We start from the raw sequence: 17,373 nt of genomic DNA, 5'->3' as shown, positions 1-17,373 counted from the left end.
GTTGTGATAGCGAATGCCGTGCCAGGGCCATGCCCTGCGCACGGCTGCCGCACTTTAAAATAGCCGGATGCTCCAACAACGCACCATCAAGACGATCACCCGTGCCGTGGGCGTGGGTCTGCACAGCGGCCAGCGCGTCGAATTGACGCTGCGTCCCGCGCAGCCCGACACCGGCATCGTGTTCCGTCGCGTGGACCTGCCGGAGCCCGTGGACATCCCGATCTCGGCCGAAGCCGTCACCGACACGCGCATGGCCTCGACCATCGGCACGGGCGGCGCCAAGGTGCATACCGTGGAGCACCTGATGTCGGCCATCGCCGGCCTCGGGCTCGACAACATCTACATAGACATCACCGCCGAGGAAGTGCCCATCCTCGACGGCTCCTCCGCCTCCTTCGTATTCCTGCTGCAAAGCGCGGGCATCGAGCTGCAGAAGGCGCCCAAGCGCTTCATCCGCGTCATCCGCCCCGTCGAGGTGCGCGAGGGCGAGGGCCAGAACCTCAAGTGGGCACGCTTCGACCCGTACCACGGCTTCAAGCTGCGCTTCGAGATCGACTTCGCCCATCCTGCCGTGGACTCCACCGGCCAGTGCGTGGAGTTCGACATGGGCGAGGACAACTACACGCGCGACATCGCACGCGCGCGCACCTTCGGCTTCACCAAGGACGTGGAAATGCTGCGCAGCCACGGCCTGGCGCTGGGCGGCGGCATGGACAACGCCATCGTCATGGACGACTACAAGGTGCTCAACAGCGACGGCCTGCGCTACGACGACGAGTTCGCCAAGCACAAGATCCTGGACGCCATCGGCGACCTGTACCTGATCGGCAGGCCCCTGCTGGCCGCCTACAGCGCCTTCCGCTCGGGCCACGGCATGAACAACCAGCTGCTGCGTGCCCTGCTGGCCCAGCCCGACGCCTGGGAAATGGTCAGCTTCGACAGCGAGCGCCAGGCGCCCAAGGGCTTCGCCCAGCCCGCGCGGGCCTGGTGAGGCGGGCGCCGCCATGCTGATCTTCCGCTGGCTGGCCACCGTGCTGCTGCTGGCATCAGCCGTGTCCTTTGCGTTCTACCTGGGCACGGGCCAGCCCCGCTACAAGCGCTGGGGCTTCATCATCCTCAAGTGGACCGTGATTGCCGGCGTGACCTTCTTCGCCGTGCTGTTCTTTGGACGCATCGTCTGAGGTCCTGAATGGGCTGCGCTGCCGCCATTGCGGAGACTGCCGGGCCGCCATGAAGGAAATTCGGATCCGGGCCGGCGACGGCCACACCCTTGTGCTGGTGCGCAGCGGCTGCGTCCAGGGGCCTGTCGTGGCCATCACGCACGGCACCTTCTCCGGCACCGCATCCTGCGACCGGCTCGGCGCGTATCTGGCGGCGCAGGGATTCGGCACTTGGCTCTTCGACTGGCGCGGCCATGGACGGAACCCGGCCTGCGGGCATGGCCATGATCTGGAAGCCGTGGCCAGGCATGACATCGCCAGTGCCATCGAGGCCATCCGCAGCGAGGAGCAGAGCCGGCCTTTGACCCTGATAGGCCACAGCGGGGGCGGCATTGCGGCAGCCATCTGGGCCGCTCGCAATCCCGATGTGGCCCGGGACCATCTGGCCGGTGTCGTGCTGCTGGCCGCCCAGGCCACCCATGCTGCCTCCACACCGCTGGCCTGGGCCAGGATCCGGGGTTACCTGGCGTGGATAGGCCGCCGGAACTGGCTGGCAGCCAACCGCATGGTGGGGCCCGAGGCGGAAAGCGGCCAACTGATGCGCCAGTGGTGTCAGTGGAATCTCCAGCGCCGATTTGTGGGACATGACGGCATGAACTACCTGCAGGCACTCTCCCAGGTGCGTATTCCCGTTCTGGCGCTGGCGGGTGCTGGAGACCGCCTGATTGCACCCTGGCAGGGGTGCGAAGCGCTGGCAAGCGCTTTCGGCGGGACGGATGTGGAGTTCGTGCTGTGTGGCAAGGCCACCGGTTTTGTCGAAGACTACAGCCACAGCAGGTTGCTGATGGCCGGCAACGCGCAATCCGATGTGTTCCCCCGGATCGCGCAATGGATCAGGCTCAGGGCCGAGCAGGGTGGCCAAGCACTGGTGTCCTAGTAGACGCGCCCACCTTTGTAGACCGCATGCTGGCGGCGCTGCAGCTGCGTGACCTCGGCCATCTTCGTCATGGCGGCGCCTGCATGGGCGTGGGTAATGGCCAGGCCCAGGGCGTCGGCGGCATCGGTGCCGGGCAGGCCGGGCAGTTGCAGCAGGCGGCGCACCATTTCCTGGATCTGGCTCTTGGCCGCGCGGCCGTGGCCGGTCATGGCCTTCTTCATCTGCAGTGCCGTGTACTCGGCCACCGGCAGGCCGGCATTGACCAGGGCCGTGAGCGCGGCGCCGCGTGCCTGGCCCAGCAGCAGGGTGGACTGGGGATTGACGTTGACGAAGACGATTTCCACGGCCGAGGTGTCGGGCTGGTAGCGGCTGGCGACTTCCGAGATGCCGTCGAACAGCAGCTTGAGCCGGCCCGGCAGGTCGCCGAGCGCGATGCCCGTGGTGCGGATGGTGCCGCTGGCCACATAGGCCAGGCGGTGGCCGTCGACGTCGATCACGCCGAATCCCGTGGTCTGCAGACCGGGGTCGATTCCAAGGATGCGCATGGGGTGAATGTAGCTGTTCAGGGGACGACGGCGCTGGGCATTCTCTGCATGACCGTGCGCGTGCGCTGCAGCAGATAGCCGGAGTTGGGCAGCTTCTCGAAGCGCTTGGGCTGGGGCAGCATCACGGCCAGGCGCGCGGCCTCGGCGGCGCTGAGCTGGGAGGCGCTCTTGCGAAAGTAGTGGCGAGCGGCCGCCTCGGCGCCGAACACGCCCTGGCCCCATTCCACGCTGTTGAGGTAGATCTCCAGGATGCGCTGCTTGCTCAGCATCAGTTCCAGCAGCTGGGTCAGCACCAGTTCCTGCCCCTTGCGCAGCAGGCTGCGTTCGCCCGACAGCAGCAGGTTCTTGGCCAGCTGCTGCGTGATGGTGGAGCCGCCATAGATCTTGGGCGCCTTGCCGTTGTCGGCCTTCATGGCCCGGGCTTCGGCGCGCTGGTTGCGCTGCCAGGCTTTCTCGATGGCTTCCCATTGCACCCCGTGGTGTTCGGTGAAGCTGTCGTCTTCGGAGGCAATGACGGCGCGCTTGAGCGTGGGCGCGATGCGGTCATAGGGCAGCCATTGCTGGCTCCAGTGCAGGCCTTCGGAGCTGCGCAGCATCTGCCAGGCTTCGGAGCGCTGGAAGGCCGTGGACTCGGGATCGACCACCACCATCAGCGCAATGCGCAGCACGAAGAACAGCTGCAGCAGCAGGCCGGCGCACAGCACCAGCAGCAGGGCGCGTGCCAGGGATTTCATGAAGCGCTCAGCCGCCTTGAGCAATATGGGCGCGCAGCTCGTTCAGCACCTGGGCCGAGGGCGGGCGCACGCCGCGCCACAGCGCAAACGATTCGGCCGCCTGCTCCACCAGCATGCCCAGCCCGTCGCGGGCCGTGGCGCCGTGCTGTTCGGCCCACTGCATGAAGCCCTGGGCCGCGGGGCCGTACATCATGTCGTAGGCCAGGCTGCCAGTGCGCAGCACGCGGGCCGGCACGGGCACCTCGGCACCGGCCAGGCTGCTGGCGGTGGCGTTGATGACCACGTCGAAATCCTCATCCACGGCCTGCTGCTCCAGCGCCACCAGTTCCACGCCATGTTGCGCGGCAATGGCGGCATGGCGCTGCACCAGGGCCTGGGCGCGCTCGAAGGTGCGGTTGACCACGGCGATGCGGCGCGGGCGCTCGGCAAGCAGCGAGCCCAGTGCGCCGGCTGCGGCGCCACCCGCGCCCAGCAGCAGCAGGTCGCGCCCGGCCAGCGGCACGCCCGCATTGCGCACGATGTCGGCCACCAGGCCCAGGCCGTCGGTGTTGTCGGCATGGATGCCGTCCGCCGCCAGCACCAGGGTGTTGGCGGCGCCGGCCAGTTGCACGCGCTCGCTGGAGGTGGTGGCCAGCTGTGCGGCTTCCAGCTTGAAGGGTACGGTGACATTGCAGCCGCGTCCGCCTGCCGTGACGAAGGCGCGCACGGCCTCGGCAAAGCCATCCAGCTCCACATGCTGGCGCTCGTAGCGCAGGTCCTGCCCGCACAGTTCGGCAAAGCGGGCATGGATCCAGGGCGAACGGCTGTGCGCGACGGGGTTGCCCATGACGCAGTAGCGGTCGGAGGAGGTGGCGGCAACGGAAGTCATTTCGAAAAAATGGAGTGCGAAGAGGGCGGGGCGCTACTGGGCTACTGGACCGTGGTCTGCAGCGTCTGCTCACGCGTGAACTTGAAGCGCGAGACCACGGCGATCTGGTCGGCCTTGGCGCGCATGGCGGGGCCGAAGTGGCCGAAGGGGCCGGCCGCACGCGCGATGGCTTCGGCGCGGGTGTCCAGCAGGCGGTTGCCCGAGCCCTGCACGATCTCGGTGGACAGCACGCGGCCGTCGTGGTTGACGGTGAGGATCATGACCAGCTCGCCATAGAGCTTCTTGCCGGCCTGCTCGGGAAAGTTCTCCGTGCCCTTGTCCTCGACCTTGCGGCGCAGGCCGTCGTAGTAGATGGCGTAGACGGCCTCGCGCGTGGACGGGCTGATGTAGCGCTTCTTGGGGCGGGCGTTTTCTTCGTTGATGCGTTTTTCGATCTCGGCCAGCAGCTTGACCAGTTGCTGGCGCTTTTCCTGCTGGGCCTGCTGCTCCTTGGTCTGCTTTGCCGCCTCGCGCGGGTCCAGCGGCGGCAGGGCCGCGACCTGCTTGCGCAACTGCGTCAGCAAGACGGTCTGCTGCTCCTGCATGGAGTCAATCTGGCGCTGGCGTTCCTCGAAGTCGTCGCCCACGGCGGTGAGCGCCGAGTAGGGCATGGGGCTGGAGGCCCGGCCCTTGTCGGCTTCGCCGCCGCCGGCCAGCGAGGTCTGGGCGATGGCCTGCGCCTTGTCGGGCTGCTCGTTGGCGCGGGCATTGACCAGGATGACTTCCAGCGGCGTGTCCTGGAACACGCGGTCGAAGCGTTCCGGATCGATGAACCGGAACGAGAGCAACCCGGCATGCAGGGCAATGGAGACACCCAGTGCCAACTGCAGCGTACTCAGGGAACGGAAGGCGGTAGGCAGTTTCACGTCAGATCTAAGGCAGTGGCTTGGATGCGAGGCAGGGGCGCGGGCAGATCAGGGCTGGGCAGGATCGGCCACGGGCGTGCCGTCGGTCTCGTTCATGTCCACGGCGATGGCGATGGGGCCGGCCACGGCCTCCTCGTCGTCCTCCGCTCCATCGTCGGCAGCGGCGGCGTCGCTGTCCAGGCGCTCGATCAGCGTGCCCGAGACATCGAGCGCGATCTCGTCGATCTCGCCCAGGCGCACGCGCACATGGGCACCGCGCGGCAGGCCGGTGACGCCCAGCACGGGGAAGACCAGCGGCAGGTCGTCGGCGCGCACCAGCAGGCCGCCGCCCATGCCTTCCTTGATGACGGTGGCCGTCAGCTCGGTGATGGCGTTCTGCTGCAGGTACTTGAGCGTCCAGAAGCGCTCCATGCCTGCCTGGTAACCGTTGTAGGCGCTGTAGGCGCCGTCAAAGCTGCTGATGATGCCGAACAGCTCGGCATCCTTGGGCTTGAACGGCGCGGCCAGTGCGGCGGTCTTGCCGTGGCGCGCGCAGGCAATGATCTGCCACTGGTTGACCAGGTCCACATAGCGGCGCAGCGGCGAGGTGGCCCAGGCATAGCTCTTGACGCCGATGCCCGCATGGGGGAGCGCTTTGGTGGACATGCGCACCTTGATGCCGGGGGCCAGGCTGGCCTGGCTGCGGTAGATGCCGGGCACGCCCAGATCGGCCATCCAGCCGCCCCAGGTGCTGTTGGCCACGATGGCGGCCTCTGCCACGATCAGGTCCAGCGGTGCGCCGCGCTTGCGCACGGTGATCTCGACCTGCTCGTTGCCGCGGGGCTCGGCGCTGCCGTTGCCCACCAGGCGGAAGTTGTAGTCGGGACGGTTGAAGTTCTCGGGCTTGCCCCGCACCAGTTCGCGCCCAGCCTTCAGGTGCCTGGCCCAGCGCTGCAGGAACGTCAGTTCGGCGCGCTTGCCCTGCAGCACTTCGGGCGTGCCCTCGACCTCGATGGACGGGTCGGCCAGCCACTGCTCGGTGACGATGTGGTCCAGCTTGTCATGGCGGAAGTTGACCTGCACGGGCACGCGTTCCAGGCGCGTCTCGCTGGCCGTGGTTTCCAGCGTGGTCTCGTCCACGGTGACGTACAGCGACACGGCGGGGTTGGCGCGGCCTTCGTCCAGCGTGTAGATCTGCACCACCTCGTTGGGCAGCATGGTGATCTTGTAGCCGGGCATGTAGACAGTGGACAGGCGCGAGCGGCCGAGCTGGTCCAGCGGCGTGCCCGGCACGATGGCCAGGCCGGGGGCCGCGATGTGGATGCCCACGGTGACCGTGCCCGTGCCCAGGCCGCGCACCGACAGCGCGTCGTCGATCTCGGTGGTGGCCGAGTCGTCGATGGAAAACGCCTGGACATCGGCCAGCGGCAGCTCTGCCGGCGGCTGGGGCGCCTCCAGTGGCGGAAATTGCGTGCCCTTGGGGAAGTGGTCGAAGAGGAAGCGCTTCCAGTGGAATTCGTAGGCCGATTCAATGGCGCCGGCCCTGTGCAGCAGATCCAGCGGTGCCAGGCGCGTGGCGCGGCTGGCCTCGACCACGGCCTTGTATTCGGCGGCGTTCTTGTCGGGGCGGAACAGGATCTTGTAGAGCTGTTCGCGGATGGGGCCGGGGCATTCGCCAGCGCCCAACTGCTCGGCCCAGGCCGTGATCTGGGCCTGGATCTGCTTTTTCTTCTCTATGCCGGCCAGCGCCTGCTGCAGGATTTCGGCCGGCGCCTTCTTGAAGCGGCCCTTGCCGGCGCGGCGAAAGTAGTACGGCGCCTCGTAGATGCGAAACAGCGCGCCGGCCTGCTGGGCCAGCGTGGCATTGTCCGAGAAATAGTCGCGTGCCAGGTCGGCGAAGCCGAATTCCTCCTCGGGGGCGAATTCCCAGGCCAGGTCCAGATCGATCTCGGCGGCCATTGCCTGGCCCTGGGCGATCAGCTCGGCAGGCGCCGGCTTGTCGAACTTGAGCAGGATGTTGGCGGACTTGACCTTGACCCGTTTGCCCGAGTCCAGTTCCACCTGGGCGGAGGTGTCGGCTTCGGAGAGGATGCGGCCGGCCAGGAACTTGCCGGCTTCTTCAAACAATGCGTGCATAGCCCGATATTCTCCCACGCTGCGGCTGGCAGCTGCCGCGCAGGCGTGTGCGGCATCAGGCCAGATTCAGGAACTCGTCGAGCTGGGGCAGGTACTCCTCGAAGTTGCTCAGCGCGTGATCGCCGCCTTCCTGGATGATCTGCAGCGCATGCGGGTAGCGCGCGCTCATCTCGCGCCAGTCCAGAACTTCGTCGCCCTCGGCCGCCAGCAGCATCTCGGGCGCGGCCGGTGTCATGGAGCGCGTGTCCAGCGCGCGCAGCTCTTCCATGTACTCGCGGCGAAAGAAAAAGCGTTCCTCGGGGTTGTGCCAGGACGTCTGCTCGCCAATGTACCTTTCAAGATCGCGCGCCGGGTTCACGGCCGGGTTGATCATCACGCTGCGGCAGCGCGCCAGCTGGGCCACCCAGCTGGCGTAGTAGCCGCCCAGCGAGGAGCCGATCACGGCCATGGTCTCTCGCGGCCAGCTGCCTATGCCGTCGGCAATCAGGGCGGCCGCCTCGCGCGGGGATGGCGGCAATTGCGGGCTCCACCAGCGCACATGGGGATGGCGCGTGGCCACATGTTCGGCCATGCGCCGGGCCTTGGTGGATTGGGGTGAGGAGCGAAAGCCGTGCAGATACAGCAAATGGGTGGTGGTCATGGCGGGCGCTCTCCTTTGCGTTGCTGGGGCCGGGCGCCGGATGCGGCCCGGACGGCTCATGGCCCATTGTGGCCGCTGTGGCGGGCGGCGCCCAGCAGGGAAGGCCCGGGCCGACAGCAGGATGACAACCGCCTCCGTGGGCAACCCTGCGCCGGGCTGGGCCGCATGCGCCACGGGATAATGGCGGCCCGTGCCCGCGACCGACCATCCCCGTGACCGAATTCGACAAGCCCTCCCTCTGGCAACGTGTTGCCCCGCTGCTGCGGGGCTTTGACTTCTGGTTGCTGCTGTTCGTGGGCATGCTGGCGTCGGCGGGGCTGATCGCCATGTACTCCTCGGGCTTCGACCACGGCACGCGCTTCACCGACCACGGGCGCAACATGCTGATTGCGGCGGCCATCCTCTTTGTCGTGGCCCAGATTCCCCCGCAGCAGCTCATGAAGGTGGCCGTGCCGCTGTACATGCTGGGCGTGGCGCTGCTGGTGGCGGTGGCGCTGTTCGGCATCACCAAGAAGGGGGCTCAGCGCTGGGTCAACGTGGGTGTGGTGATCCAGCCCAGCGAGCTGCTGAAGATCGCCACGCCGCTGATGCTGGCCTGGTGGTTCCAGCGCCGCGAGGGCCAGCTGCGCGGCACGGACTTCGTGATCGCCATGGTGCTGCTCATGGTGCCTGTCGGGCTGATCATGAAGCAGCCCGACCTGGGGACCTCGCTGCTGGTGATGGCGGCCGGCCTGTCGGTGATCTTCTTCGCGGGCCTGCCCTGGAAGCTCATCGTTCCGCCCGTGCTGGCCGGTGTGATCGGCATCACCCTCATCGTCTGGTACGAACCCCAGCTGTGCGCCGACGGCGTGCGCTGGCCCGTGCTGCATGAATACCAGCAGACCCGTGTCTGCACCCTGCTGGACCCCACGCGCGACCCCCTGGGCAAGGGGTTCCACATCATCCAGGGCATGATCGCCATCGGCTCCGGTGGCGTCTGGGGCAAGGGATTCATGGCAGGCACGCAAACCCACCTGGAGTTCATCCCCGAGCGCACGACCGACTTCATCTTCGCCGCCTATTCCGAGGAGTTCGGCCTGGTCGGCAACCTGTTCATCATCGTCTCCTTCCTGCTGCTGGTCTGGCGCGGGCTGGCCATCGCCATCCAGGCCAACACGCTGTTCGCGCGGCTCATGGCGGCGGCCGTGGCCATGATCTTCTTCACCTATGCCTTCGTGAACATGGGCATGGTCAGCGGCATCCTGCCCGTGGTCGGCGTGCCGCTTCCCTTCATCAGCTACGGCGGCACGGCCATGGTCACGCTGGGGCTGGCGCTGGGGGTGCTGATGTCGGTGGCGCGTTCGCAGCGGCAACTGCCGGGCGAGGGCGGCGGCCCGCTCTGAACACCAGTTTGCGGCGCCCAAGGCGCCTGCAAATGTCAAATAGTCTGGATGCCTGCTGCCGGAAAGCTCCGTTTCTTTCCATGATTTGGCGAGCAAGCCAAGCCTGCATGAGACTGGCATGCTCCTGTTTCCATAACGTCTGCGGGATGACCGTGCACTTGCCACGGACGCCGAGGCGCGCTACAAAGCAAGCGCGGACATGGGCCAGCATGTTCGCCATCCACGCGGATGCATGCCTACGGAATGCCGCTCAGCCTGGTGGGGCGGCATTCCGTTCTTTTTTGCAGGCCCATGAACCGTTGGCTGCCCCCGTTGCACGGCGAGGGCATGGCCGGCTCTCTACAATGGGCGAATGATCTCCCGCGAACCCACCATTGAACGCCTGGCCACAGCGCGCCAGTTGCTGCTTGAGCCCTTCGGGCTCGATGAAACCCATCTCGCGCGCGCACTGGCCGAGATCCGCAGCCACCAGGTCGACGACGCCGACCTCTACTTCCAGTACACCCGCGCCGAAGGCTGGAGCCTGGAAGAGGGCATCGTCAAAACCGGCAGCTTCAGCATCGACCAGGGTGTGGGCGTGCGGGCGGTCAGCGGCGAGAAGACGGCCTTTGCCTATTCCGACGATATTTCCGAAGCCTCCCTGCTGGATGCGGCACGCACCGTGCGCTCCATCTCGGGCGCGGCCCAGAGCAAGCGCGTGCGCGCCAACGCGTCCAAGATCGCGCAAAGCCGCTCGCTGTATCCGGGGCTGGATCCCATTGCCACGCTGGACAGCACGGCCAAGGTCGAGCTGCTGGGCAAGGTCGAAACCCTGGCCCGCGCCAAGGACCCGCGTGTCGTCCAGGTCATGGCCGGCCTGGCCAGCGAGTACGACGTGGTGCTGGTCGCCCGCGCCGATGGCACGTTGGCTGCCGATGTGCGGCCGCTGGTGCGTCTTTCCGTCACCGTGATCGCCGAGCAAAAGGGCCGGCGTGAGGTGGGCTCTGCCGGCGGCGGTGGCCGTTTTGGCCTGGCCTATTTCAGCGATGAGCAGATCACGCAATATGTGGACGAAGCCGTGAGCGCGGCCCTCACCAACCTGCAGTCGCGCCCCGCGCCGGCAGGCGAAATGACCGTGGTGCTTGGCCCCGGCTGGCCCGGCGTGCTGCTGCACGAAGCCGTGGGCCATGGCCTGGAAGGCGACTTCAACCGCAAGGGCGCCAGCGCCTTCAGCGGCCGCATCGGCCAGCGCGTGGCGGCCAAGGGCGTCACCGTGCTGGACGACGGCACGCTGGCCGATCGCCGCGGTTCGCTCAACGTCGATGACGAGGGCTGCACCAGCCAGAGCAATGTGCTGATCGAGGACGGCATCCTCAAGGGCTACATCCAGGACGCAATGAACGCCCGCCTGATGGGCGTCAAGCCCACGGGCAACGGCCGCCGCGAAAGCTATGCCCACATCCCCATGCCGCGCATGACCAACACCTACATGCTCGGTGGCGACAAGGATCCGCAGGAAATCGTGGCCTCGATCAAGAAGGGCCTGTACGCCACCAACTTCGGCGGCGGTCAGGTCGACATCACCAGCGGCAAGTTCGTGTTCTCCGCCAGCGAGGCCTATTGGGTCGAGAACGGCAAGATCCAGTACCCCGTCAAGGGCGCGACCATCGTGGGCAGCGGCCCGGAATCGCTCAAGCACATCACCATGATCGGCAACGACATGCGCCTGGACAGCGGTGTGGGCACCTGCGGCAAGGAAGGCCAGAGCGTGCCCGTGGGCGTGGGTCAGCCTACGCTGCGCATCGACGGCCTGACGGTGGGCGGCACGGCCTGACCGTCGCATGCCCGCGCCCTGCATGGCAGGGGGCGGGTCCTCTGTCCTGCCTGACGCGGCCCGCCGCGCTCCGTGGGCGCCGCCCGGCGCCGATTCCATGACCCAGCTTTCCTTTCCTTCCCGGCCAGGCCTGCAGACTTCTGCCCATCCCCTGCGCAGCCTGCCGGAACACTGGCGCACCTGGGCCGGCGAGTCGCGGCTGAACCGCGTCTGGCTGAACGAGTTGATCGTGGGCGATCTGCAGCCCATGCACCAGCAACTGGCCTTGCTGGCCGTTGCGCTGGACGAGGCCGTGCGCGTGCGCTATGCGGGCAGTGCACGCCCTGCCGTGGAAGATGCCATACAGCAACTCGACCTGGCCGTGCTGGACCACCAGCACTTCCTCACCACGCTGGGGGCGGTATGGCACGCCCTCTACGAATTTCCCGCCTACCAGCGCCTGCTCAAGGGGTTCAGGGAGGTCGTGCACGCCTGGCAGCAGTCCGTGCTGGTGGGCGATGCCCAGGAGCCCGAGCATTTCCGCCGCTGCGAGCGTCTGGGCTGGCGCCTGCTGGGAGATGCATGCCTGTTGATAGACATGTTTGCGGAATCCGCCGCTGTGGCCGGCGGGTTCGATGCCGCCGCAATGCAGCCTTGGTACCGGACGCGTCGCTGGCGTCCCTGGGGCGCCCTGCGCCGAGCACTGCGCAGGCTGCGCGACTCCTTGCTGCGGCGTTGAGGCGGGCCTGCCGCGATGCGCGGAAGCGTCATTTTCTGGGGTTTGCACGTTTTCAAAGGTGAATGCAAGAAAACTGCATGCCATCGTGTTTTTATCCGTGATGACGAAATATTTTTGCGTTGAACGGTTAAAAAAGCAGTTTAAGTGCGTGGAGGATTTTGAGGTTTCTCTCTGTGGCACTGTGAAGTGCGCCCCCCGTGCTGCCATGGCCATGTTGCACTGCGAAAAATGACTGTGCTACATTCAGTTCCCATGCAAGCCCGTACCTCCTTCTACTTTTACTTTTGGTTCTCCTCCCCGGCGGAAGAGAGGTAAGCGCGCGCACCCGAACAAACCTCCCTCAGAACCGCCGAAGCTGCAGAGCCCGGCGGTTTTTTGTTTTTCCCCTCCCGATTCTTCGCTCCGTTTTCCACGATCCATCTTTCCTCACGAAAGCAAGCAATGACTGCTCATCAAGCTTCCCTCGCCGATTCCTGGTATCGCGGCGGTTCCCAAAAGACTGGCCAAACCGACGACGCACGTATCAAGGACATCACCGTGTTGCCCCCTCCCGAGCACCTCATTCGCTTCTTCCCCATCCGCGGTACGGCCGTCGAAACCCTGATCGGCGATACCCGCCGCACCATCCACAACATCATGGCTGGCGAGGATGACCGCCTGCTGGTCATCGTCGGCCCCTGCTCCATCCACGATCCGGCGGCCGCCATCGAGTACGCGCGCCGCCTGGCGCCCATACGCGAGCAGTACAAGGACACGCTGGAGATCGTGATGCGCGTGTACTTCGAAAAGCCGCGCACCACCGTGGGCTGGAAGGGGCTGATCAACGATCCCTACCTGGACCAGAGCTACCGCATCGACGAGGGCCTGCGCATTGCGCGGCAACTGCTGATCGACATCAACCGCCTGGGCGTGCCGGCCGCCAGCGAGTTCCTGGATGTGATCTCTCCCCAGTACATCGCCGATCTGATCAGCTGGGGCGCCATCGGTGCGCGCACCACGGAAAGCCAGGTCCACCGTGAACTGGCCTCGGGCATCTCGGCGCCCATCGGCTTCAAGAACGGCACGGACGGCAACATCCGCATCGCCACCGACGCCATCCAGTCGGCCAGCCGTGGCCACCACTTCCTGTCGGTGCACAAGAATGGCCAGGTTGCCATCGTGAACACGGCGGGCAACCAGGATTGCCACGTCATCCTGCGCGGCGGCAAGACTCCCAACTACGACGCCGCCAACGTGGCCGCTGCCTGCGAGGACCTCGAAAAGGCGGGCCTGACGCCCACGCTGATGGTCGACTGCAGTCACGCCAACAGCTCCAAGCAGCATGAGCGCCAGAAGGACGTGGCCCGCGACATCGCCGGACAGATCAGCGGCGGCTCGCGCAGCGTGTTCGGCGTGATGATCGAAGGCCATCTCGTGGGCGGCGCCCAGAAGTTCACGCCCGGCAAGGACGAAGTGGCTGCCCTGACCTACGGCCAGAGCATTACCGACGCCTGCCTGGGCTGGGATGATTCCCTGGCCACGCTGGCCGAGCTGTCCGACGCCGTGCTGCAGCGCCGCGTCAAGCAGACCGAGGCGGCAGCAGCCTTGGTGGCTGCCTGAGGCGCAAAAGAAAACGGGGCGTCTGCGCCCCGTTTTTCGTGCCTGGCCGCTCCGTGGTCAGTGGGACGATGTGGCGTCCGGCGGAGTCAGACCGCACTGGTTCAGCGTGTCGTCTATGCCCTGCAGCAGGGCCAGCAACTGGCGCTTGTCGAATTCCACGGGCTGGCTCCACTCATGCTCGGCCAGCGGATGCACGTGGCTTTGGCAGGGCAGCTGGCCGCCGGCCTCGATCACGGCACGCAGCCGGGGCAGGAAAACCCACTGCAGCCATTGCTGCAGCTTGAGCGTGTCATACATGAAGGGCATGGTCGACGCCATGGCCTCGGGGCTTGGCGCCATGGCCGACCAGAGGCTCTGGCCGCGCAGCTCATCTTCGAGCTGCTGCAGCTGGTCAAGCAGTTTCTGGTGTGTGGTGTCGGTCGTCATGCGATGCGGTTGATGAAGAATCGGGGTCCAATCTGCAGGCGATTGTACGTTTGCACCTTGAAGCGGGCGCCGTGCCGCCATGAAACACCTGCTGCTGGCAGTGCCAGCCCCAGGCTGCGGCGCTTGCGCCATGTCAGCTTGCCCGGGGTGTGGAAAAGGCGCTTGCGGTTAAGCTCGCGGTATGAGTAACGGCCCTGTCCGCGCGAGCAGGCACGGGGTTGTATCCAGTAATGACGAGAGGAGTTCCATGCGCAGCGAAGTGATTGTGGTGTTGGATGCCGGAAAAGAGTACCGCACGGACACCAACGGGCTCACCCCCATGAGTTCCGATGAAGGACGGCATTGGCTGGACCAGCAGTTCATCTCCATGGACTGCGAACCCCTGCGTGCCAGCGGCAAGGTACTGCTGGCCGACAAGCTGGTGGTGGTGGCGCGCGCGGCGCGTTCGCGTGCCGGGCTGTTCGACGACGAGCAGTGGCGCAACAGCTATGCCGTTGCAGCCCAGGCCGTGCTGTCCAAGCCGCTGATCCGTGTCGACGTGCCCGCCATGTCCATCAGCTACTGACGGCTGACAGGCGAAGGCACATGAAAGAAGCCCGGGCATGTCCCGGGCTTCTTTCATTGGGGCGGGGCTTGCTTGCGCTTTGTTCAGCCTGCGGCCTGCAGGGCGGCCAGCAGCTTGGGGTGTATGCCGCCGAAGCCGCCGTTGCTCATACACACCACATGGTCGCCCGGCCGGGCGGCTGCGAGGATCTGTCCGATCAGCGTGTCCATGTCGCCTGCCACCTGCGCCTTGCGGCCAGGGCCCACGCCCAGGGGATGCAGCGCCTCGGCGGCGTCCCAGTCCAGGCCGGCCGTGTGGCAGAACACCAGATCGGCGCTTTCCAGGGACCAGGGCAGTTGCGACTTCATGGTGCCCAGCTTCATGGTGTTGCTGCGCGGCTCGAACACCGCAAGGATGCGTGCCTGGCTGCCGAGTTTGCGGCGCAGGCCGTCCAGCGTGGTGCGTATGGCCGTGGGGTGGTGGGCGAAGTCGTCGTAGACGGACATGCCGCCCGCCATGCCGCGCAGCTCCATGCGTCGCTTGACGTTCTGAAAGCGCGCCAGCGCCTCGCAGGCCTGTGCCGGCGTCACGCCCACGTGCTCGGCTGCCGCAATGGCGGCCAGCGCGTTGAGCTGGTTGTGTTCCCCGGTCAGCGCCCATTCCAGGCGGGCCACCTTGCGGCCACGGTGCAGCACGTCGAAGGCGCTCGGATCGCCCTCTGCGCTGAAGTCGCTGACCACCGCCCCGAAGCTGGAAACCTCGCTCCAGCAGCCCTGGTGCAGCACGCGGGTGATGCTTTCCTCGATGCCGTTGACAACAAGCCGGCCCGAAGCGGGGACGGTGCGCACCAGATGGTGGAACTGGCGTTCGATGGCACCGAGATCCTCGAAGATGTCGGCGTGATCGAACTCCAGGTTGTTGAGCACGGCCGTGCGCGGGCGGTAGTGCACGAACTTGCTGCGCTTGTCGAAGAAGGCCGTGTCGTATTCATCGGCCTCGATGACGAAGACGGGCTCCGCGCCGGTCGGGCCCTCGCCTGGCGTCGGGCGCCTGGATGCACCCAGGCGGGCCGAGACGCCGAAGTCCAGCGGCACGCCGCCGACCAGAAAGCCCGGGGCCAGGCCTGCGCATTCGAGAATCCAGGCCAGCATCGACGTCGTGGTCGTCTTGCCATGCGTGCCGGCCACGGCCAGCACATGGCGCGGGCAGGACGGATGGTGCAGCACATGTTCGCAAAGCCATTGCGGCCCGCTGGTGTAGGGAGCGCCGCTTTCGAGGATTGCCTCCATCAGCGGGAACTTGGGGCTGCCGTCGGGCAGGCGCGCGCGGCTGACCACGTTGCCTACGACATACATGTCGGGTTGCAGGGTCATCTGGTCGGCGCCGTAGCCCTCGATCAGTTCGATGCCCAGTGCACGCAGCTGATCGCTCATCGGCGGGTAGACGCCGGCGTCGCAGCCTGTGACGCGGTGCCCAGCCTCGCGCGCCAGCGCGGCCAGTCCGCCCATGAAGGTGCCGCAGATGCCCAGAATATGTATGTGCATGGCCGGGCATTCTACGGTTGCCGCCATGTCCGGGATGGCTGGCCTGCAAAAACAGGAGCTTGCGGCCCAGCAGGCACCGGGTCCCGGAAACACAAGGTTGCGAAATCGCCGGTGCAAGGCGCTGGCGGGAACATGCAAAGCCCGTCAGCGGCCGGCGTTGCCGCGGCTTGGGTCACAATGGCCCGGGGCCATCCGCAGGGAAGGCCTCTTATATATATGTAGGGATACAGCGGATCGTAAAGCCATGGACCAAGCCACTGCCGAAATTGCCCAGACTGCGGCCCGCCTCGTGGTCGAGGAAGGTCTGGAATGGGGGCCTGCCAAGCACCGCGCTGTGCGCCAGCTGGGACTGCCCTCGCGCACTGCGCTGCCGGGCAATGACCTGGTGGAAGAGGCTGTGCGCGAATACATCGCCCTGTTCTGCGCCGACACCCAGCCCCAGGAACTGCAGGCCCTGCGCGAGCTGGCTCTGCAATGGATGGATCGCCTGGCCGAGTTCCGTCCCCACCTGGCCGGCGCCGTCTGGCGCGGCACGGCCACGCGCCTGTCCGATATTTATCTGCAACTGTTCTGCGACGACCCCAAATCGGCAGAGATCGCACTGATCAACCAGCATGTGAACTACGAACCCAGCACCGTGACGGGATTCACCGGCCAGAGCGTGGAGGCGCTGAGCATCCATGCCTTCTGCCGCCCGCTGAACGAGGATGTGGGTGTGCACCTGCTGGTCCATGATCTTGACGATCTGCGCGGCGCGCTCAAGCCCGATGGACAGGGGCGCAGCCCGCGTGGCAGCGCAGAGGCATTGCGCAAGCTGTTGAACCAGGACGAAGGGGAGGCCGACCGTGGCTGATTCCGTGGATGCAGGTCAAAACACATCTTCCCGCCGCCGCTGGCTGATGGGCGGCGTTGCCGCCGCTGCGGGACTGGGTGGCGCCGGATTGGCCTGGTGGCGATTTCAGCCCCATGCCATGGAGTCCAGCGCCGAAGAGCAGCTGTGGCAGCAGCGTTTCATCACGCCGGATGGCTCGGCCATGACGCTGTCGCGCTGGCGTGGCAAGCCGGTGCTGGTCAATTTCTGGGCCACCTGGTGCCCGCCGTGCGTGCGCGAACTGCCCATGCTGGATGCCTTCTCGGCACGCCAAGACCAGCATGGCATTCAGGTCATTGGCCTGGCCGTGGACAAGCCCGAGGCAGTGCAGCGCTTTCTGGGCCGCACACCCCTGCGTTTCCCCGTGGCGCTGGCGGTGGAAGGCGGTCTGGGCCTGACCCGCTCGCTCGGCAATCTGCAGGGCGGACTGCCCTTCACCGTGCTGCTCGGCGAGGATGGCCTGGTGCGGCAACGTAAAATAGGTGAGCTTACTACCGAAGATCTGGCTTCCTGGAGCGCAAAAGGCTGATTTCCGCAGCGACCGAGCCTGTGCAGGCTCAGGAAATCCCCCG

General features: G+C 66.4%; 18 protein-coding genes. 10 read left to right on the top strand and 8 right to left on the bottom strand.

Annotated features, from left to right (window positions below; genetic code table 11):
- The first annotated feature begins 67 nt into the window (after positions 1-67).
- Genes lpxC through AAN986_RS23810 form a run of 3 tightly spaced genes read left to right on the top strand, consistent with a single transcriptional unit; the run spans position 68 to position 2,097 of the window.
- Entirely contained in the window at positions 68-991 is a 924-nt protein-coding gene (lpxC, locus tag AAN986_RS23820) for a UDP-3-O-acyl-N-acetylglucosamine deacetylase (RefSeq protein WP_016448026.1), read from the top strand.
- A gap of 13 nt (positions 992-1,004) precedes the next feature.
- Complete coding sequence (locus AAN986_RS23815; protein ID WP_016448025.1) at positions 1,005-1,181, top strand: hypothetical protein; 177 nt, start codon at positions 1,005-1,007, stop codon at positions 1,179-1,181.
- Between the two features lie 49 nt (positions 1,182-1,230).
- On the top strand, positions 1,231-2,097 hold the full coding sequence (locus tag AAN986_RS23810) for an alpha/beta fold hydrolase (RefSeq protein WP_047217445.1): 867 nt from the start codon (positions 1,231-1,233) through the stop codon (positions 2,095-2,097).
- Here AAN986_RS23810 and ruvC read toward each other — a convergent pair.
- Genes ruvC through AAN986_RS23780 form a run of 6 tightly spaced genes read right to left on the bottom strand, consistent with a single transcriptional unit; the run spans position 2,094 to position 7,904 of the window.
- Entirely contained in the window at positions 2,094-2,642 is a 549-nt protein-coding gene (gene ruvC / locus AAN986_RS23805; protein ID WP_016448023.1) for a crossover junction endodeoxyribonuclease RuvC, read from the bottom strand. The two genes, AAN986_RS23810 and ruvC, sit on opposite strands and share 4 nt — an antisense overlap.
- A 17-nt stretch (positions 2,643-2,659) precedes the next feature.
- The gene (gene mtgA / locus AAN986_RS23800) at positions 2,660-3,376 is read right to left on the bottom strand and encodes a monofunctional biosynthetic peptidoglycan transglycosylase (RefSeq protein ID WP_016448022.1); all 717 of its coding nucleotides are present in this window, start codon (positions 3,374-3,376) and stop codon (positions 2,660-2,662) included.
- Positions 3,377-3,383: 7 nt separating this feature from the next.
- Complete coding sequence (gene aroE, locus AAN986_RS23795) at positions 3,384-4,244, bottom strand: shikimate dehydrogenase (RefSeq protein ID WP_047217446.1); 861 nt, start codon at positions 4,242-4,244, stop codon at positions 3,384-3,386.
- A gap of 41 nt (positions 4,245-4,285) precedes the next feature.
- A complete protein-coding gene (locus tag AAN986_RS23790; RefSeq protein ID WP_016448020.1) occupies positions 4,286-5,149 on the bottom strand; it encodes a TonB family protein in 864 nt (287 codons plus the stop codon).
- Positions 5,150-5,197: 48 nt separating this feature from the next.
- Complete coding sequence (locus tag AAN986_RS23785; RefSeq protein ID WP_047217447.1) at positions 5,198-7,264, bottom strand: RNB domain-containing ribonuclease; 2,067 nt, start codon at positions 7,262-7,264, stop codon at positions 5,198-5,200.
- Positions 7,265-7,319: 55 nt separating this feature from the next.
- Entirely contained in the window at positions 7,320-7,904 is a 585-nt protein-coding gene (locus AAN986_RS23780) for a YqiA/YcfP family alpha/beta fold hydrolase (RefSeq protein WP_047217448.1), read from the bottom strand.
- Positions 7,905-8,116: 212 nt separating this feature from the next.
- Here AAN986_RS23780 and rodA point away from each other — a divergent pair, with 212 nt between their 5' ends.
- The 4 genes from rodA to AAN986_RS23760 all read left to right on the top strand — a co-directional run bounded on the left by rodA (position 8,117) and on the right by AAN986_RS23760 (position 13,416).
- Positions 8,117-9,286 carry a rod shape-determining protein RodA gene (gene rodA, locus AAN986_RS23775; protein ID WP_016448017.1) on the top strand — a complete coding sequence of 390 codons (1,170 nt, stop codon included), beginning with the start codon at positions 8,117-8,119 and terminating at the stop codon, positions 9,284-9,286.
- A 352-nt stretch (positions 9,287-9,638) separates the two neighbouring features.
- Positions 9,639-11,099, top strand: a complete 1,461-nt coding sequence (gene tldD, locus AAN986_RS23770; protein ID WP_017404622.1) for a metalloprotease TldD — start codon at positions 9,639-9,641, stop codon at positions 11,097-11,099.
- Between the two features lie 97 nt (positions 11,100-11,196).
- A complete protein-coding gene (locus AAN986_RS23765; RefSeq protein WP_047217449.1) occupies positions 11,197-11,817 on the top strand; it encodes a hypothetical protein in 621 nt (206 codons plus the stop codon).
- A 441-nt stretch (positions 11,818-12,258) separates the two neighbouring features.
- Positions 12,259-13,416: a 3-deoxy-7-phosphoheptulonate synthase gene (locus AAN986_RS23760; protein WP_016453139.1), complete on the top strand. Its 1,158-nt coding sequence runs from the start codon at positions 12,259-12,261 to the stop codon at positions 13,414-13,416.
- A 57-nt stretch (positions 13,417-13,473) separates the two neighbouring features.
- Here AAN986_RS23760 and AAN986_RS23755 read toward each other — a convergent pair whose 3' ends face one another.
- Positions 13,474-13,842: a YqcC family protein gene (locus tag AAN986_RS23755; RefSeq protein ID WP_047217450.1), complete on the bottom strand. Its 369-nt coding sequence runs from the start codon at positions 13,840-13,842 to the stop codon at positions 13,474-13,476.
- A 247-nt stretch (positions 13,843-14,089) separates the two neighbouring features.
- Between AAN986_RS23755 and AAN986_RS23750 the strand changes: the two genes are divergently transcribed.
- The gene (locus tag AAN986_RS23750) at positions 14,090-14,407 is read left to right on the top strand and encodes a hypothetical protein (protein ID WP_016448012.1); all 318 of its coding nucleotides are present in this window, start codon (positions 14,090-14,092) and stop codon (positions 14,405-14,407) included.
- Positions 14,408-14,490: 83 nt separating this feature from the next.
- On the opposite strand, the gene mpl is transcribed toward AAN986_RS23750, so the two are convergent.
- Positions 14,491-15,930: a UDP-N-acetylmuramate:L-alanyl-gamma-D-glutamyl-meso-diaminopimelate ligase gene (gene mpl, locus AAN986_RS23745; RefSeq protein ID WP_349335498.1), complete on the bottom strand. Its 1,440-nt coding sequence runs from the start codon at positions 15,928-15,930 to the stop codon at positions 14,491-14,493.
- Positions 15,931-16,174: 244 nt separating this feature from the next.
- Between mpl and AAN986_RS23740 the strand changes: the two genes are divergently transcribed.
- A complete protein-coding gene (locus AAN986_RS23740) occupies positions 16,175-16,783 on the top strand; it encodes a hypothetical protein (protein WP_016448010.1) in 609 nt (202 codons plus the stop codon).
- Between the two features lie 46 nt (positions 16,784-16,829).
- The gene (locus AAN986_RS23735) at positions 16,830-17,330 is read left to right on the top strand and encodes a TlpA disulfide reductase family protein (protein ID WP_016448009.1); all 501 of its coding nucleotides are present in this window, start codon (positions 16,830-16,832) and stop codon (positions 17,328-17,330) included.
- Positions 17,331-17,373: the final 43 nt, after the last annotated feature.

The organism is Delftia sp. DS1230, assembly GCF_040112715.1.
Classification (GTDB): Bacteria; Pseudomonadota; Gammaproteobacteria; order Burkholderiales; family Burkholderiaceae_C; genus Comamonas; species Comamonas tsuruhatensis.
Note: the sequence above shows the minus strand (reverse complement) of the source record. Positions and strands in the feature narration are given on the sequence as shown.

What these genes read in the sequence shown, in the direction of transcription:
- lpxC (WP_016448026.1), top strand. Translation starts at nt 68, where the DNA reads ATGCTCCAACAACGCACCATCAAGACGATCACCCGTGCCGTGGGCGTG.
- AAN986_RS23815 (WP_016448025.1), top strand. Translation starts at nt 1,005, where the DNA reads ATGCTGATCTTCCGCTGGCTGGCCACCGTGCTGCTGCTGGCATCAGCC.
- AAN986_RS23810 (WP_047217445.1), top strand. Translation starts at nt 1,231, where the DNA reads ATGAAGGAAATTCGGATCCGGGCCGGCGACGGCCACACCCTTGTGCTG.
- ruvC (WP_016448023.1), bottom strand. Translation starts at nt 2,642, where the DNA reads ATGCGCATCCTTGGAATCGACCCCGGTCTGCAGACCACGGGATTCGGC.
- mtgA (WP_016448022.1), bottom strand. Translation starts at nt 3,376, where the DNA reads ATGAAATCCCTGGCACGCGCCCTGCTGCTGGTGCTGTGCGCCGGCCTG.
- aroE (WP_047217446.1), bottom strand. Translation starts at nt 4,244, where the DNA reads ATGACTTCCGTTGCCGCCACCTCCTCCGACCGCTACTGCGTCATGGGC.
- AAN986_RS23785 (WP_047217447.1), bottom strand. Translation starts at nt 7,264, where the DNA reads ATGCACGCATTGTTTGAAGAAGCCGGCAAGTTCCTGGCCGGCCGCATC.
- AAN986_RS23780 (WP_047217448.1), bottom strand. Translation starts at nt 7,904, where the DNA reads ATGACCACCACCCATTTGCTGTATCTGCACGGCTTTCGCTCCTCACCC.
- tldD (WP_017404622.1), top strand. Translation starts at nt 9,639, where the DNA reads ATGATCTCCCGCGAACCCACCATTGAACGCCTGGCCACAGCGCGCCAG.
- AAN986_RS23765 (WP_047217449.1), top strand. Translation starts at nt 11,197, where the DNA reads ATGACCCAGCTTTCCTTTCCTTCCCGGCCAGGCCTGCAGACTTCTGCC.
- AAN986_RS23760 (WP_016453139.1), top strand. Translation starts at nt 12,259, where the DNA reads ATGACTGCTCATCAAGCTTCCCTCGCCGATTCCTGGTATCGCGGCGGT.
- AAN986_RS23755 (WP_047217450.1), bottom strand. Translation starts at nt 13,842, where the DNA reads ATGACGACCGACACCACACACCAGAAACTGCTTGACCAGCTGCAGCAG.
- AAN986_RS23750 (WP_016448012.1), top strand. Translation starts at nt 14,090, where the DNA reads ATGCGCAGCGAAGTGATTGTGGTGTTGGATGCCGGAAAAGAGTACCGC.
- mpl (WP_349335498.1), bottom strand. Translation starts at nt 15,930, where the DNA reads ATGCACATACATATTCTGGGCATCTGCGGCACCTTCATGGGCGGACTG.
- AAN986_RS23740 (WP_016448010.1), top strand. Translation starts at nt 16,175, where the DNA reads ATGGACCAAGCCACTGCCGAAATTGCCCAGACTGCGGCCCGCCTCGTG.
- AAN986_RS23735 (WP_016448009.1), top strand. Translation starts at nt 16,830, where the DNA reads ATGGGCGGCGTTGCCGCCGCTGCGGGACTGGGTGGCGCCGGATTGGCC.